The sequence below is a fragment of the Caulobacter sp. S45 genome, assembly GCF_903642205.1.
Classification (GTDB): Bacteria; Pseudomonadota; Alphaproteobacteria; order Caulobacterales; family Caulobacteraceae; genus CAHJWH01.
The window spans coordinates 1-16,504 of the sequence record NZ_CAHJWH010000002.1; the positions used below are offsets into that span (position 1 = coordinate 1).

12 protein-coding genes and 1 riboswitch are annotated in these 16,504 nt (G+C 70.3%); of the genes, 4 read left to right on the plus strand and 8 right to left on the minus strand.

Annotated features, from left to right (window positions below; all coding sequences use genetic code 11):
• Nucleotides 1-187: 187 nt before the first annotated feature.
• From HUV06_RS00400 to HUV06_RS00420, 5 genes are all read right to left on the minus strand, one after another.
• Nucleotides 188-709 (minus strand): CcdC protein domain-containing protein, encoded by a 522-nt coding sequence (locus HUV06_RS00400; protein ID WP_174299293.1) that lies wholly within the window; start codon nt 707-709, stop codon nt 188-190.
• Between the two features lie 231 nt (nt 710-940).
• On the minus strand, nt 941-2,233 hold the full coding sequence (locus tag HUV06_RS00405) for an adenylosuccinate synthase (RefSeq protein ID WP_174299294.1): 1,293 nt from the start codon (nt 2,231-2,233) through the stop codon (nt 941-943).
• 2 nt (nt 2,234-2,235) lie between these two features.
• On the minus strand, nt 2,236-2,865 hold the full coding sequence (locus HUV06_RS00410) for an acyloxyacyl hydrolase (RefSeq protein WP_174299295.1): 630 nt from the start codon (nt 2,863-2,865) through the stop codon (nt 2,236-2,238).
• Between the two features lie 116 nt (nt 2,866-2,981).
• Complete coding sequence (gene purH, locus HUV06_RS00415; protein WP_174299296.1) at nt 2,982-4,595, minus strand: bifunctional phosphoribosylaminoimidazolecarboxamide formyltransferase/IMP cyclohydrolase; 1,614 nt, start codon at nt 4,593-4,595, stop codon at nt 2,982-2,984.
• A 23-nt stretch (nt 4,596-4,618) separates the two neighbouring features.
• A riboswitch (ZMP/ZTP riboswitch) is annotated at nt 4,619-4,698 on the minus strand.
• Between the two features lie 50 nt (nt 4,699-4,748).
• Nucleotides 4,749-5,030, minus strand: a complete 282-nt coding sequence (locus tag HUV06_RS00420; protein WP_217433573.1) for a hypothetical protein — start codon at nt 5,028-5,030, stop codon at nt 4,749-4,751.
• A gap of 128 nt (nt 5,031-5,158) precedes the next feature.
• Here HUV06_RS00420 and HUV06_RS00425 point away from each other — a divergent pair, with 128 nt between their 5' ends.
• From HUV06_RS00425 to HUV06_RS00440, 4 genes are all read left to right on the plus strand, one after another.
• Nucleotides 5,159-5,905: a YebC/PmpR family DNA-binding transcriptional regulator gene (locus tag HUV06_RS00425; protein WP_174299340.1), complete on the plus strand. Its 747-nt coding sequence runs from the start codon at nt 5,159-5,161 to the stop codon at nt 5,903-5,905.
• Nucleotides 5,906-6,021: 116 nt separating this feature from the next.
• On the plus strand, nt 6,022-7,572 hold the full coding sequence (locus HUV06_RS00430) for a TolC family protein (RefSeq protein ID WP_174299297.1): 1,551 nt from the start codon (nt 6,022-6,024) through the stop codon (nt 7,570-7,572).
• A gap of 131 nt (nt 7,573-7,703) precedes the next feature.
• Complete coding sequence (locus HUV06_RS00435; protein WP_174299298.1) at nt 7,704-8,810, plus strand: efflux RND transporter periplasmic adaptor subunit; 1,107 nt, start codon at nt 7,704-7,706, stop codon at nt 8,808-8,810.
• Nucleotides 8,807-11,917 (plus strand): efflux RND transporter permease subunit, encoded by a 3,111-nt coding sequence (locus tag HUV06_RS00440; protein WP_174299299.1) that lies wholly within the window; start codon nt 8,807-8,809, stop codon nt 11,915-11,917. The genes HUV06_RS00435 and HUV06_RS00440 overlap by 4 nt, the downstream gene beginning before the upstream one ends.
• A 54-nt stretch (nt 11,918-11,971) precedes the next feature.
• Here HUV06_RS00440 and HUV06_RS00445 read toward each other — a convergent pair whose 3' ends face one another.
• Genes HUV06_RS00445 through HUV06_RS00455 form a run of 3 tightly spaced genes read right to left on the minus strand, consistent with a single transcriptional unit; the run spans nt 11,972 to nt 16,330 of the window.
• Nucleotides 11,972-12,742 (minus strand): tyrosine-protein phosphatase, encoded by a 771-nt coding sequence (locus HUV06_RS00445; protein WP_174299300.1) that lies wholly within the window; start codon nt 12,740-12,742, stop codon nt 11,972-11,974.
• Between the two features lie 49 nt (nt 12,743-12,791).
• A complete protein-coding gene (locus HUV06_RS00450) occupies nt 12,792-13,568 on the minus strand; it encodes a class II aldolase/adducin family protein (RefSeq protein ID WP_174299301.1) in 777 nt (258 codons plus the stop codon).
• Nucleotides 13,569-13,606: 38 nt separating this feature from the next.
• Nucleotides 13,607-16,330, minus strand: a complete 2,724-nt coding sequence (locus tag HUV06_RS00455) for a TonB-dependent receptor (RefSeq protein WP_174299302.1) — start codon at nt 16,328-16,330, stop codon at nt 13,607-13,609.
• Nucleotides 16,331-16,504 lie beyond the last annotated feature (174 nt).

Genomic DNA, 16,504 nt, shown 5'->3' on the forward strand with positions numbered 1-16,504 from the left:
CCGCTGGAAGCTGAACCTGATCGAGGGCGAGACCCCGGGCTGGCGAACCTCTACGAGCGGCTGAAAGGTTAACGTCATGCTCTGGACGCCCGGAATACGTCCGGGCGAGACGGGAGTAGGAGGGCCGCTTTGGAGCCGCTGTCGTCATTGTGCTTGCGCCGTCAAGCGGAACCCAAGCCCGCCGCCCTCACGCGAACACCGCCTCCACCGCCGCCCGGCTCAGCCTTCGCGCCCGCAGGCCCATCTCCAGGGCCCGCGCCAGAAAGAGGCCCAGCGCCAGGAGCAGGAAGGCGTCCTGGATCAGGAGGGCGGGGAGGTGGTAGGCGGCCTCGAGCTGGCCGGCCAGGGTGCGCATCAACGCGCGCACCAGCACCAGGGCGACGATGAAGACCATGGCCAGCGGCGAGGCCTTGGCCCGCACCGCGCGGGTGGTGGGATCGACCTCCAGGTGGATGGTGGCGCCGCTGACCCAGCCGAGGCCGAACCCCGCCGCGAGCGCCAGGGCGAGCCACAGCCACTGCATCCCCTCGGGCGGGTGCGCCGCCAGGGTGAAGACGGTGAGCGCCAGGAACAGGGTGGGCAGGACCCAGATGTACTGCAAGCGGAACGGCCGGCTGGCCATGGCGCGGCGCATGCGCAAGGCCAGGAACACCAGGAAGACGGCGCCGCCCACGACGTAGGCGACCAGCCGTCCCGTCTGATCGTGCATCCCACATCCCCCCGGACCTGCGCACGCAAGGGTAGCGGATGGGGCGGGCAGGGCAAGGGGCGGGCTTCCCCTCCCCTGCGCAGCGGGGGAGGTGGCGCGATGCGGATACGCGCCGTGACGGAGGGGGCGTAACCGCCCCGGCAGCATCAGGCTTGGAAACGGTGACGGCCCCTCCACCGTGCTGCGCATGGTCCCCCTCCCCCGCTGTCGCAGGGGAGGAGAAGACGGCGTCTAGCCCGCGAAGGGGTCGTACATCAGGATGGTGTCGTCGCGTTCGGGGCTGGTGGAGAGGAGGGCGACGGGCGCGCCCACCAGCTCCTCGATCCGGCGGACGTACTTCACCGCCGCGGCGGGCAGGTCGCGCCAGGACCGGGCGCCCTGGGTGCTGTCGCTCCAGCCTTCCAGGGTCTCGTAGATCGGGGTGGCTGCGGCCTGGTCGGTCATGCCGGCGGGCAGGTGGTCCAGGACGCGCGTCTCGCCGATGCGGTAGCCGGTGCAGATCTTCAGCTCGTCCAGGCCGTCCAGCACGTCGAGCTTGGTGAGCGCCATGCCGTGGATACCGTTGATCGCGACGGTCTGGCGCACCAGCACCGCGTCGAACCAGCCGCAGCGGCGCGCCCGGCCGGTGACCACCCCGAACTCGCGCCCCACCGTGCCCAGGTGCCGGCCGACCGCGTCCGACAGCTCGGTCGGGAAGGGGCCGGAGCCGACGCGGGTGGTGTAGGCCTTGACGATGCCGAGCACATAGCCGACCCGCCCCGGGCCGACGCCCGAGCCCGCCGCCGCCTGGCCCGCCGCGGTGTTGGAGGAGGTGACATAGGGGTAGGTGCCGTGGTCGACGTCGAGCAGCGTGCCCTGCGCGCCCTCGAACAGGATCCGCTTGCCGGCCTTGGCCAGGGTGTCGAGCACCCGCCAGGCCGGCTTGGCGTAGGGTAGCACCCGGGGCGCGAGCGCCAGCAGGTCGGTCCGGAGCGCCTCGGCGTCGATCTCGGGCAGGTCCAGGCCGCGCCGGAGCGCCCGATGGTGGGCGAGCAGGCGGGGGAGCTTTAGGTCGAGCGCGGCCGGATCGGCAAGGTCGGCGACGCGGATGGCCCGCCTGCCCACCTTGTCCTCATAGGCGGGCCCGATCCCGCGCCCGGTAGTGCCGATCTTGGCGGCGGCGGCCTCGCGCTCGCGCGCCTGGTCCAGGTCGCGGTGCAGGGGCAGGATCAGGCAGGCGTTGTCGGCGAGCGTCAGGATATCGGGGCTGATCGCTATGCCCTGGCCTTCGAGCTTGGCGATCTCCTCCAGCAGGTGCCAGGGATCGACCACCACGCCCGAGCCGATGATGGACGGCTTGCCCTGGACCAGGCCCGAGGGCAGCAGGGACAGCTTGTAGACCTTCTCGCCGACCACCAGCGTGTGGCCGGCGTTGTGGCCGCCCTGAAAGCGCACCACCACGTCGGCGCGGTTGGACAGCCAGTCGACGATCTTGCCCTTGCCCTCGTCGCCCCACTGGGCGCCGACGACGGCGACGTTGCCCACCGCTAGAACAGGCCGCCGAAGCGGTACAGGACCCGGCCGCCGAAGGTGTCGAGCCCAGGGTTGCGGCCGCCGAAGCCGGCGTTGGAATAGTGGTCCCAGGAGGCTTCCACCGCGAAGTGGCGCGACAGGTCGTAGCCGACGGTGAAGTTGGGGTTGAACACGAAGTCCGATCCCATGGCCTTGTTCCTGTTGTAGATTTTCAGGTCCTGCTGGTAGAGGACGTTCTGGGCCGGGGTGGTGGGCAGCGGCGTGCTGTCCGGGTTGAAGTGGTCGGGATAGGTATTGTAGCCGTCCACATAGGCTCCGCCGAGCCCGAAATCGCCGTAGAACCTGCTGTGGAACAAGTGGTGGCGCCACTCGATGCCCAGGGTGAAGAAGTTGGTGCGGCTGTCGGTGTTGATCTGCGCCTTGGCGTAGAACATCGGGTTGAGCAGGTAGTCGATATGGAAGGTCCTGGTGCGGTAGAGCAGCTGGACGTCCTCGGTGCCGCTCTCGTGCGGGGTGCCGGACACGCCGAAGCTGGTGTCGTGAGCATAGACGCCGACGCCCACCTCGTCCGCCAGGGCGGGCGCCGCCGACAGCAGGGCCGCGGCCGCCACGGTGAGGGCCAGGGCCCGACGCGATCTACCCATATGCAAGTCCTCTGGCGGCCCCAAGGGCGGCGCTACGAAACCGGCGTCATAAAGCGACAAAGCCGCCGCATGTCCAGCCGGACGGCGGCGTGGCGGCCCGCTGCGCGACGTGCGTGTCAGTGGCGGAACACCCGCACGCCGGTGAAGGCCATGGCGACGCCGCGCGCGTCGGCGGCGGCGATCACCTCGGCGTCGCGGATGGAGCCGCCGGGCTGGATCACCGCGGTCGCGCCCCCCTCCACCGCCTGGATCAGCCCGTCGGCGAAAGGGAAGAAGGCCTCCGACGCGCAGGCCGAGCCGTCGGCGAGCGAGCCCGGCAGGCCTGCGGTCTCGGCGGCTTCCCGGGCGCGCAGCGCGGCGATGCGGGCGCTGTCGCGGCGGTTCATCTGGCCGGCGCCGATGCCTGAGGTCTGCCCGTCCTTGGCATAGACGATGGCGTTGGACTTCACGTGCTTGGCGATGGTGAAGGCGAACAGCATGTCGGCGACCTCCGCGTCGGTGGGCTGGCGCTTCGTCACGATCTTCAGGTCGGCGGGCGTGATGCGGGCGCTGTCGCGCGACTGCACCAGGAAGCCGCCGGCCACCGAGCGGAACACCTCTCCCGCCGCCCGCGGATCGGGCAGGCCGCCCGTGGTGAGCAGGCGCAGGTTCTTCTTCGCGGCGAACACGGCGATGGCGTCCTCGTCGGCCTCGGGCGCGATCACCACCTCGGTGAACACCTCCACGATCGCGCGCGCCGCCGCCACGTCCAGCCGGCGGTTCACGGCCACGATGCCGCCGAAGGCCGAGACCGGATCGCACTGCAGGGCGCGCCGGTAGGCCTCAAGCAGGCTCCCGCCCACCGCGACCCCGCAGGGGTTGGCGTGCTTGATGATGGCTACGGCGGCGTGGTCGGCGGGATCGAACTCGGCCACGAGCTCGAAGGCGGCGTCGGTGTCGGCCACGTTGTTGTAGCTGAGCGCCTTGCCCTGATGCTGGCGCGCCGCGGCCACGCCCGGCCTCGTGGCGCCCAAACGGTAGAAGGCGGCGGCCTGGTGCGGGTTCTCGCCATAGCGCATGGTCTGCAGCCGCTCGCCCGCGATGGCCTTGCGCTCGGGGAAGGCGTCGCCGAGCTGGCCGGCGAACCAGGTCGAGATGGCGGCGTCATAGGCGGCGGTGCGGGCGAAGGCGCGGGCGGCCAGCCTCTTGCGGAGTTCCAAGGTCGTGGCGCCGTCGGCCTGCAGGGCGGCGAGCACCTCGGCCATGGCCTCCGGGTCGGTGCAGACGGCGACACAGCCGTGGTTCTTGGCGGCGGAGCGGATCATCGCGGGGCCGCCGATATCGATGTTCTCCACCGCCGTGGCGAAGTCCGCGCCCGCCGCCACCGTCGCCTCGAACGGGTAGAGGTTGACGTAGAGCAGATCGATGCCGCCGATCCCGTGCTCCGCCATGGCCTGCGCATGGGACGGGGCGTCGCGGACGCCGAGCAGGCCGCCGTGGACGACCGGGTGCAGGGTCTTGACCCGGCCGTCCATCATCTCGGGAAAGCCGGTCAGCTCGGCCACGTCGCGCACGGGCAGGCCGGCGGCGGCCAACGCCGCGCGGGTGCCGCCGGTGGAGACCAGCTCCACGCCCAGCGCGTGCAGGGCGCGGCCGGCCTCGACCAGCCCCGCCTTGTCGGAGACGGAGATCAGGGCGCGGCGGACAGGGACGCGGTCGGGCGCCGGCGGGAAGTCGGGGGCTGAGGGCATGGCGGAGTCCGGACGGGAAGGGGTTCGGGAGCCCAGGCGCGCGGCGATCCACCCCGCACTCCCCGGTGGTGACCCACCTTCAGCGCCAGTCGTGCGAGGCGGCCGGACCATAGGAGGGCCGGCGAGGGTGTCAACGCAGGTCGGGCGGGCTCGTCAGAAGGGCCGGCCGTTGCGGCGGGTCACGGTGAGCTCGCCGACCTCCAGCTGGTCGATGCGAACCCTGCCCAGGCGCGCGTCGCCGACCGCCAGCCGTCCTATGGCCAGGGCGCCCACCGCCAGCGCGCCGACGGCCAGCCCGAACACCGCGACCAGGCCGAACGAGCCGAACGGAAGGGCGAGGGGTCGTATCGGTCCGCCCACCGTGGGGCCATGTCGCGGCGACCAGTGCACCAGCTCAGGCGCGTCCAGCTCGGCTGTGGGGTCGTCGTGATCCATTGCGCACGAACGGCTGCGCTGGAGCCCTGTTCCGTGCAGGGCGGATGACGCGGCGGCCGGGCGGCGCTAGAACCCGGCCCTTCCGGGCAGGCCTGTCGGCCACGCCCCGCAACCTCGACGACACGCACATGGCCGGCCATTCCAAGTTCAAGAACATCCAGTTCCGCAAGGGGCGCCAGGACAAGATCCGCTCCAAGCTGTTCTCCAAGCTGTCGCGCGACATCACGCTCGCCGCCAAGACCGGCGTGCCAGACCCCAAGGACAACGCCCGCCTGCGCCTGGCCATCGCGGCGGCCAAGGCGGAGTCGATGCCCAAGGACAACATCGACCGGGCCATAAAGAAGGCCGCGGGCGGGGAGGCCGACACCTATGAGGAGATCCGCTACGAGGGCTTCGGCCCTGGCGGCGTGGGCCTGATCGTGGAGGTGCTCACCGATAACCGCAACCGCGCCGCCGCCAACGTGCGCGCCATCTTCGGCAAGAACGGCGGCGCGCTGGGGGAGACCGGCTCGGTCGCCTTCATGTTCGACCGGCTGGGCGAGGTCGTCTATCCGGCCAAGGCGGCCAGCGACGACGCCATGATGGAGGCGGCCATCGAGGCCGGGGCCGAGGACGTGGAGAGCGACGAGGAGACCCACACCGTGTTCACCGGCTTCGAGGACCTGGGTGCGGTCATCGAGGCGCTGGAGGCGAAGTTCGGCGCGCCGAAACGCACCGGCATCGTCTGGCGACCGAAGTCGCTCACGCCTGTAGAGGGCGAGCAGGCGGCCTCCCTGCTCAAGCTGATGGACGCGCTGGACGACGAGGACGACGTTCAGACCGTCTTCCCGAACTCCGACATCAGCGAGGAGGAGATGGAGCGGCTCAGCGCCTAAACCGCGGCTCCGCGGCCTGCAGACGCAGTGACTTGGCCTCCCGCTTAGGTTCAATACGCTTACGCTTGCTCCGCCCGCTCCGCGCGCCGGGGCGCGGACTGTTCATGAGGTCGCCCTTGCAGACAGCGATCCGCAGACCCCGAGCGCGGCCGGGCGGCCTGGTCGCTGCGGCCGTCCTGCTGGCTGCGAGCCTGGCAGGATGCGCAGGCGGCGGCATATCGCACCCCTCCACGGTCATGCCCGCCGCCTACCAGGCGCCCGGCAAGTCGGACCCGGCCCTGTCGCCCCAGGCGCTGGACGCCTGGTGGCGGCTCTACGACGATCCCCAGCTCACCGGCCTGGTGGAAGGCGCGATGCAGGCCAGCCCCGACGCGCGCACCGGGCTGCAGCGCATCGCGGAGTCCCGCGCCGCCCGGTCCCAGGCCCTGGCGGCCTACCTGCCCCAGGGCGACCTGCTGGGTTCGGCCCAGAACCAGCACACCTCCGAGAGCTTCGGGGGGCTGGGCGTCAGCACAGGGCTCGGCAGCACCACGACCGGGACGGGTTCGGTCGGGACGACGGGAACGACGGGAACCACGACCACCAGCGATTCCGGCGCCGTCCTGACGCCCTCGGGCAGCCTGCAGACCTACGCCGCCCAGTTCAACGTCTCCTACGAGCTGGACATCTTCGGCCGCAGACGGGCGGCCAAGCGGGCGGCGGACGCGGACCTGTGGACCCAGCGCTTCGACTACGAGGCGGTGCGCTCGATGCTGGCCACCAACGTGGCCAACGACCTGTTCCAGGCCCGCGGCGACGCCATCCAGCTGGCCGAGGCGCGGGAAACCTACCGCATCGCCCAGTCGCTGGCCCGCTCGGCCGACCTGTCGGCCTCCCATGGCCTGACCTCGACCTCCGACGCCGCCCGGCTGGAGAGCGATGCGGCCACCGACGCGGCCGAGGTCGTGCGGCTGGAGGCGGTGGGCCGGGCCGCCCGCCGCACCCTGCTCGACCTGGTCGGCCGCGGCCTGGACGGGATCGAGACCCTGGTGGTGGAGCCTGTGGCCGTAGCCCCGCCCGTGCCGCCGCAGACCACGCCGGGAGAGCTGCTCCGCCGCCGCCCCGACGTGCGCGAGGCCCAGGCGCGGCTGCAGTCCGCGGCCGGCACGCTCGACCTCGACAGGCTCGGCCTGTTCCCGGACTTCTCGCTGGCCCCGGCGCTGGAGCTGGCCAAGACCACCGGGACCTATGACAGCTTCAGCACCATCTGGTCGCTCGGCCTGAACGCCACCGCGCCGGTGCTGGACCGGCCGCGCCTGCTCGCCATCGTGCGCGGTCAGAGGGCGCGGGGCGAGCAGGCGGTGATCGCCTACGAGAAGGCGGTGCAGGACGCCTATCGCGACGCGGAGAACGGGCTGAACACGCTGGACGCCGACCGCAGGCGCGGGGCCAGCCTGCAGACCGCGGTGGACCGGGCGCGCTTCGCCTTTGACGCCAAGCGGCGGGGCTACGACCTTGGCCTCACCGACCTCACCACCCTGCTGGCGGCGGAGAGCACCTGGCGCCAGGCGCGGCTGACGCTCTCCACCGCCCAGGTGACCACCCTGATGGACAGCGCCACCCTGTTCCAGGCGCTCGGCGGCGGCTGGACACCCCCGCCCATGCCCCAGCGGGTGGCGGCGCGATGATTACGAAGAGATAATGCGGCGTTGATGAGTAGTGACGCTAAAGGTTCGGGCGGCGCTTCGTCGACGGGCGGCGGAGCCGCGTCCGACACAGGCCCCCGCCCGTGCTGCAGACCTGTCGTGAAAAGGCCTGTATGAGCTTCCTCCGTTCCGCCTCCGCGTCGCTTCCCGCTGCGCTTCTCGCCTCGTCGGTGCTGCTGGCCGGCTGCAATAAGCCGGCGGCGAAGACGGCCGTGGCCGCCGCGCCGCTCAGCGTCAGCGTCACGCCCGTCCGCACCCAGGTGCTGCGAGGTGGGGTCACCGCCTCCGGCCTGCTGATCCCCAAGCTCGAGGCCGCCGTCTCCACCGAGCTGAGCGGCTATCGAGTGGCGAAGGTGTTCGTCGATCAGGACGCCCAGGTGGCGCCGGACCAGCCCCTGGCCCAGCTCGACGACACCCTGCTGCGCGCCCAGATCGCCCAGCAGCAGGCGATGGTGGACGAGCAGAAGGTCGCCTCAGAACGCAGCGTGGAGGAGGCCAAGCGCGTCTCCGGCCTGGACAACCAGGGCGTGCTGCCCCAGGAGCAGATCGTGGAGCGGCGCCTGGCCGCCCGCAGCGCCGGGGCCGGCGTCGCCGCCGCCCAGGCCCAGCTCAACGACCTGCTCACCCGCGAGCGGATGATGACCGTGCGCGCCCCCGTAGGCGGACGGGTGCTGGAGCGCACCGTGCGACCCGGCGATATCGCCGCCCCCACCATGGTCATGTACCGCATCGCCGCCGACAACGTGGTGGAGTTGAACGCCGAAGTGTCGGAAGCCGACCTCGCCGGCATCCATCCCGGCGACCACGCCACCGTCACCCTGCCCGACAATGCCAGCGTCGACGGCGTGGTGCGGGTGGTCAGCCCCGAGGTGGACGCCCAGACCAAGCTCGGCCACGTGCGCGTCACCCTGCCGGTGCGCGCGGACCTGCGCCCCGGCGGCTATGGTCGGGCGACCTTCACCAGCAGCGGCCGCAGCGCCACGGTGATCCCGGAGAGCGCGCTGCGCTTCGACGCCGACGGCGCCTCGGTGATGACGCTCGGCTCCGGCGACGTGGTGCGCCGCATCCCGGTCCGCACCGGCGCTCATGCGGGCGGCCTGGTGGAGCTCTTGAGCGGGCCCCAGCCCGGCCAGATGGTGCTGCTCGGCGGCGGCGCCTTCGTGCTCGACGGCGACAAGGTCAACCCGGTGCGGACCGATCCGGGAGCGCCCGCGGCATGAAGCTCCGCATCTCGGCCTGGGCGATACGCAACCCGCTGCCGATCACGGTGCTGTTCGTGGCGCTGACCCTGATGGGCTGGCTGTCCTACACCAAGCTGCCGATCCGCGAGTACCCCAACATCACCTTCCCCGCGGTCAGCATCACCGTCACCCAGAGCGGCGCGGCGCCCAGCGAGATCCAGAACCAGATCACCCGCCCGATCGAGGACGCGGTGGCTGCGCTCCCCAACGTCAAGCACGTCTACAGCTCGATCAGCCTGGGGCTGGAGCACACCACGGTGGAGTTTGAACTCGGCTCCGACCTGCAGAAGGAGACCGACCAGGTCAGGACCGCGGTCGACCGCACCCGCGTGCAACTGCCCCCCGGCATCGACCCGCCGCTGGTGGAGCGGGTGGACGCCAACACCAACTCCATCCTGATCTACGCGCTCAGCTCCAACTCGATGAACCCGGTCCAGCTGTCCTGGTTCATCGACAACACCGTCTCGCGCGGGCTGCAGGGCGTCTCGGGCGTCGCTCAGGTGAACCGCGACGGCGGCCAGGACCGCGAGATCAACGTCACCCTCAACCCGCAGCGGATGACCGCCTTCGGCGTCACCGCGCCCCAGGTGAATGCGGCGCTCTACACCTACAACATCGACGAGACCGGCGGCCGGGCCGACATCGGCGGCCGCGAGCAGACCGTGCGCGTGCTCGGCCAGGCGGCGACCGTCGACTCGCTCCGTCGCCTCACCATCCCCGCCAACGGCCGCTACGTGCAGCTCTCCGACATCGCCGAGATCGGCGACGGCCAGTCGGAGCCCCGGGCCTTCGCCCTGCTGAACGGGCGCCCGGTGGTCGGCTTCGAGGTGAACGAGACCGTCGGCGCTGACGAGATCAAGACCGAGCATGCCGTGAAGGCCGCCATCGCCAAGCTGGCGCACGCCTATCCCGCCGTCGCCTTCACCCAGATCATCGACACGGTGGACGAGACGCGACTCTCCTATGAGGCGACGGTGCACGTGTTGCTGGAAGGCATGGTGCTGGCGGCGCTGGTGGTCTTCGTCTTCCTGAAGAGCTGGCGCGCCACCGCGATCGCCGCGACCGCCATGCCGCTCTCCCTGATCCCCACCTTTACGGCGGTGCAGCTGTTCGGCTTCAACCTCGACGTCATCAGCCTGCTCTCGCTGACGCTGGTCATCGGCATCCTGGTCGACGACGCCATCGTCGAGATCGAGAACATCGAGAAGCGCATCGAGCGCGGCGAGACCCCCTACCGGGCCTCGCTGATCGGGGCGGACTCCATCGGGCTGGCGGTGGTCGCCACCACCGCCACGATCGTGGTGGTGTTTACCCCCGTCTCGTTCATGGGCGGCATACCGGGCCAGTTCTTCAAGGAATTCGGGCTGACCGTCGCCGTGGCGGTCATGTTCTCCCTGGTGGTGGCGCGCCTGCTGACGCCTCTGCTCGCGGCCTATTTCCTGAAGCCCCGCGCCCATATCCAGCCGAACAGGCCGATGGGCGGCTTCTATCGTCGTGCGCTGGACTGGGCGATGGGCCACCGCTGGCTCGCCGCCGTCGCGGGCCTGCTGATCTTCGTGGCCTCGCTGGCGCTCATGGGCACCCGGCCGACGGGCTTCCAGCCGGTCGGCGATCCCGGCTACTTCTACCTGACCATCGAGGGTCCGCCGGGCGCGACCCGGGCCGACATGACCGACAGCGTCGAACGCGCCACCAAGATGCTGCTGGCCCAGCCCGATGCGGAGCGCGTCTACGCCCAGGTCGGCGAGGGCAATCCGTCCAGCGAGGGCCAGGACCTGAACAACGGCGTGCTGACCGTGGTGCTGAAGCCCGTCCGCCGCCTGACCACCGAGGGCTTCAAGAAGCGCATCCGCCCTCTGCTGCGCCAGCAGCCGGACGTGCGGGTCAACACCCAGGGCAGCGGCTTCGGCGGCTCGGCGGACGTGGAGATCGTGCTGGCCAGCCAGAACGGGCCGGCCCTGGAGGTCAGCCAGCTCGAGCTCATGCGCGAGATGCGCCGCCTGCCCCAGCTGTCGGACGTGCGCCCCTCGCCCATGCCGTCGGGGCCCGAACTTGTGGTGCGGCCCAAGGCCGACGAGGCGGCCCGGCTCGGCGTCACCTCCGACGCCCTGGCCCAGGTGCTGCGCATCGCCACCATCGGCGACATCGACGCGGCGGTCTCCAAGTTCAGCGAGGGCGAGCGCCGCATCCCCATCCGCGTGCGCCTGCCCGAAGCCGACCGCACCGACGTGTCCACTCTCGGCCAGCTGCAGGTGCCGACCACGAACGGGGCCTCGACCCCGCTGTCCTCGGTCGCCGACCTCAGCTTCGAGGCGGGTCCGGCGCGCCTGGTGCGCTATGGGCGCGAGCGGCGCGTCTCGGTGCAGGCGGACCTGAACGGCGCCAGCCTCGGCACGGCGCTGAAGGCGGTGAAGGCGCTGCCGGTGATGCAGCACCTGCCGCCCGACGTGCATCAGCCCGCCATCGGCGACGCGGAGGCGCTCGGCGAGATCATCGGCGGCTTCACGCTCGCGCTCTTCACCGGGATCGGGCTGATCTACGCGGTGCTGGTCCTGCTGTTCCGGAGCTTCTTCAAGCCCATCATCATCCTGGGCGCGCTGCCGCTCAGCCTGGCGGGGGCGGCGGTGGCGCTGACGCTCTGCGGCATGGAGATCGACATGCCGGTTTTCATCGGCCTGCTCATGCTGTTCGGCATCACCGCCAAGAACTCCATCCTGCTCGTGGAGTTCGCCATCGAGGACGAGCGCGCCGGCCAGGACCGCTGGACCGCCCTGCACAACGCCTGCCGTGAGCGCGCCCGCCCGATCGTGATGACCACGGTGGCCATGGTGGCCGGAATGCTGCCGACTGCGCTGGGCCTGGGCGCCGGTTCGGAGTTCCGGAAGCCGATGGCGGTAGCGGTGATCGGCGGCCTGATGAGCTCGACCTTCCTAAGCCTCATCCTGGTGCCCGTGATCTATCTCTTCGTCGACGGCTTCGAGGCCTGGCTGAGACCCAAGTTCTCCCGCTTCGCCACGCCCCGACAGCCCGGCGACGACGCGCCGATCCGCGAGGGCGAGGAGACCCTGGTCACCTCCGGGGCCTGACCTCGCTCCCGCAGGACGGGCGGAGTGGAGCGACCGGCGCCGGTGAGCCGACCGTCAGGCGAGGAGCCTGGCGCAGAGGCGCGAGAGGCGGTCCTGTCCGACGCCCAGCGAGGCGAGATACGGCTCCAGCCCGCCCGTCCGTATGTCGAGGGAGGCCAGGGCAACGTCGAGGTGGCCGCCGGTCACGCCCATGAAGCCCTGCAGGATGGCGGCTGAAGGCTCGCCGCCGAGGATGGGCGCCAGGGTGGCGGAGACCTGCTCACGCCGTGGGCCGGTCATCATCGCCGTGTTCGTGGCCAGGAAGTCGGCCATGATCTCCGGGCGGCCGACCCCCAGCGCGGCCTGGATCAGGGCGGCCAGCAGCCCGGTGCGGTCCTTGCCCGCCGTACAGTGGATCAGCAGGGCGCCGTCACCGGCGTCGAGGGCCGAGAAGGTCTCGGCGAACAGGGCCATGTGGCGCGGCTCGAAGAACGCCTCGCGGTAGTAGCCGCTGAGATAGGCCTCCACGCCTGCGTCGCTGAGATCGCCCTGGCGCAGGAAGGCGATGTGCGGCCCCTCCTCCCGGTCGCCGAGATCGGACAGGATCAGGCGGCCCGGGAAGCTGGTCCAGCGGGAGGGCTGGCGGCGCCGTTCGGCCGGGCGGCGCAGGTCGACGATCGTGCGGACGCCGAGCCGGTCGAGCTGGACGATGTCGGCCTTGTCCGCGCCCGCGAGGTTGGCCGAGCGGAACAGCCGGCCAGTACGCACGCGGCCGCCGAAGCGCGACACCGCTCCGCCGAAGTCGCGGAAGTTGTCTACCCCGGCGAGGGCGTGGCACGTGGGCATGGCGGCTGCGCGGACAGGCGCACCGGAGCGTTGTTACGGGCGCCTGGCTTCAGGCGTCGTAGCCGGGCAGCTTGCGGTCGAGCTTTCGGAGCAGGCCGGGCCAGCCGAGCTGCGCCACGGCGGCCATGCCGCGGGCCGTCTGCCCCAGGACGACCTCCTGCGCCTCGGGGGGTGCCGTGAGGATGTGGTCGCGGCCGCCGGACAGGGCGGCGACCTGCTGGGCGCAGGCGCGTTCCAGGAAGTACATGGCCGTCCAGGCCTCCGCCGCCGAGCCGCCCACGGCCAGGGTGCCATGGTTCCGCAGCATCATCACCGACCTGTCCCCAAGGTCGGCCACCAGCCGCTCGCGCTCGTCGTGGTTCAGAGCCACGCCCTCATAGCCGTGATAGGCCAGCCGGGGGATGATGATCAGGTGGTTCTGGCTGATCGGCAGCAGGCCCTCGGCCTGGGCCGACACGCCGACGCCGCAGTCGGTGTGCAGGTGCATGACGCACATGGCGTCCGGCCGCGCCGCATGGATGGCGGAGTGGATGGTGAACCCCGCCGGATTGATCTTGTACGGCGTGTCCATGACGATCCGGCCATCCAGGTCCACCTTGACCAGGGCGGACGCCGTCATCTCGTCGAAATAGACGCCGTAGGGGTTGATCAGGAAGTGGTGCTCGGGTCCCGGCACACGCATCGACACGTGGGTGAAGATGGCGTCGTCCCAGCCGTGCAGCGCCACCAGGCGGTAGAGGGCGGCGAGTTCGACCCGCGCGCCCCACTCCTGTTCGCTCACCCGGCCCCTGAGGGAGCTGGGACCTGCCATCGAACCATCCGCCATCGCCGATCGTCCCTCAGTGCAGGCCTCGTTCTGCGCCCTTAGAACTTGGCCCGCAAGGTCGCCCCGAAGGTGCGCGGGTTGCCCAGGAAGGCGTCGATCAGGCCGGTGGCGTTGGTCGGCGCGTTCTGGAAGCCGCTGTCGAAGGCCACCTGCTCGTAGTGGGTGTTGGCCAGGTTCTCCACCCAGAACTCCACGTCGTACTTGCCGTCCTGTGGGCCGAAGATGATGCGGCCGTCGGTGACGAAGTAGGCGCCCTGCTCCTTGCGGATGTCCTCGTCGGAGCCGGTGTTGTACTTGGAGTTGAACTTGGTCCCGAGGTTCAGGCGGACCATGTAGTCGGCGGGCAGCCGGTAGGTGTAGGTTCCCTCCAGCGAGGCCGAATACTGGGGGGCCAGCGGCAGGCGCGACCCGGCGGCGCCGAGGAAGCCTGAGGTGGCCAGCACGCCCGAGGTGGCGTCCCCGTCGGTGTGGGAGAAGCGGGTGCTGGCGATGGTCAGGCCGCCCTGTACGTTCAGGTCGCGGATCGGCCGCCACAGGAAGTCGGTGTCCAGCCCTTTGCTGTAGACCGCCGGCAGCGAGTCGACCACGAACACCAGGCCGTTGAAGGTGTTGTACTGGAAGTTGGAGAACTTCTCGTAGAACAGGGTGGCGTTCAGCAGCAGCTTGCGGTCGAACAGGGTGGTCTTGGCCCCCGCCTCGATCGAGTCGGAATATTCCGGCTTGAAGAAGGTGTTGGTGTCGGCGGTGAGAGCGGTGATGATCTTGGTCCCGCCGGTGCCGAAAGGATTGGTCGGCACGGTGGCCACGGGGCATGAGCCCGCCGGGACCGGTCCGGTCCCGGCATAGGGCTGGCCGTTCGGACAGCCGACGCGGTCCAGGTTGAAGCCGCCTGCCTTGAAGCCCTTGGCGTAGGAGACGTAGGTCAGAAGCTCCGGCGCCCAACGATAGACCGCCTTCACCGTGCCCGAAGTGTTGGAGGTCGACTCGCTCTGGTGGTTGGAGAAGTTGTCGAAGGCCGGGCTGAAGAACGGCAGGCAGACGGTGTTCAGCAGCGCCTGCGGGATCAGGCCCAGCTGGGTCAGCGGGCTGGAGTCGATCGCCTGGCAGCCTGCGCCGGGATTGGCGCCGGTGTTCTGGTTGCTGCTGTTCAGCACCTTGTTGTCGATGGTGTAGCGCACGCCGACGTTCACGTCGAACTTGCTGGTGAAGTGGTAGGTGTCGTTGGTGAAGACGGAGTAGTCGTCGTCACGCTGGCGATAGCGATCCATGCTGGCGTTGCCGCCGGGGAAGGTGGCTTGCGGGCCGAACAGGCCCGGCAGGAATCCGGGTGTCGGCTGGCCTTCAACGATCGTGCTGAACAGGTCGTCCAGATAGGCGCCGAACTGGTTCCCGGTGCGGAACTCGAAGTTGTCGCGCAGGTATTCGTTCGCGTAGAACGCGCCCACCAGGTAGTCGAGCTTGCCGTAGGTTCCAGCAAAGCGCAGCTCCTGACTCAAGTCCTGGAACTGGGTGCTGTTCTCGTCGCCTACGGGAGTGGAGAACAGGTCGGCGTTGCTGAAGTCCAGGTCGTTACCATCGATAAGCTTCCAGTTCCGGAAGGCGGTGATCGAGGTAATGGCGGCGTTGATGCTGGGGAGTTTGTAGTCGATCTGGGCCGAAATGCCCTCATCGACGATGTTCTGCACGCTGGGCTCGTTCTGGTAGGCGAGGCGGCTGTAAGGGTCCGGCGTCTGGGCCTCGCCCCCGCCCGCGCCCGCCAGGCCGGCGACGATCCCCTGCACGTTCAGGGGACTCGCGGCGTTGAGCGGCCCGCTGTTGGCCTTCACCACCGCCGCGCAGCAGTTCTCGTCGCGGTGGGTGTAGTCGGCGATGATCCGTGCGGTGAGGTTTGAGTCCGGCCGGAACAGCAGCTGGCCGCGGGCGGTGTAGAAGTCCTCGTTGTCGCTGGCGTCCTGGGTGCGCGGCCCCTGGCCAGTGACCACGTCGTAAAAGCCGTCGCGATGGCGGTCGGCGAAGTAGAAGCTGCCCGCCACCTTGTCGCCGCCCAGCACCGGCAGCGCGCCGTGGACCTCGGCCGATCCGCCGATCTCGTTATAGTTGCCGACGGTGAACTCGGCGCTGCCGCCGGTCTTGAAGCTGGGCTCGGCGGTGGTGATGCTGATCACGCCGGCGGAGGTGGACTTGCCGAACAGGGTGCCCTGGGGACCCTTCAGCACCTCGATCTGGTCCACGTCGCCCAGGTCGTTGAAGCCTACACCGTTCCTTGGCCGGTAGACGCCGTCGATGACCACGCCGACCGACGGCTCCAGGCCCGGATTGTCGCCGACGGTGCCGACGCCGCGGATGCGGGCGGTGGTGGTGGCCTCGGACGCGGTGGAGGTCACCGTCAGGCCAGAGGTCAGCTTGGAGAGGTCCTTGATGTCCCGGACGCCGCTGTCCTGCAGCAGCTGCTTGTTGACCACCGTCACCACGATGGGCACGTCCTGCAGGTTCTCCTTCCGCTTCTGGGCGGTGACCACGACGGTGTCGACGGTGTAGCCGCTGGTGGTGTTGGCGCCGCCGCCGGCGGCGGGGGCCGCGGGACCGGGGGCCGTGGTGCTCTGGGAGGCGGCCACGCCCGTCGTGCCGGAGCTTGACTGTTCGGCGCCGGTCGGGACGGGGGCCGGGTTGGCGGCGCTTTGCGCCAGGGCGATACCGGCGCCCGCCAGGGTGGCCGTGGTGATCGCCAGAGTCGACGCGGTGATCCGCAGGAATGCGCGCATAGTCGTTCCACCCCCATGTACGGGCGGTCGTGGACGCCGCCCTTCGTTGGGGCTTCCTAGCGCCGGTGAACGCCACATTTCCAGGACGATTTCTTCAAAAAGGGCGATTGCGTCCCGGAAACCACACAGCGGCGCCATACTCGTTGCTCGAACCCAGGTTCCGGCGTCCCGATC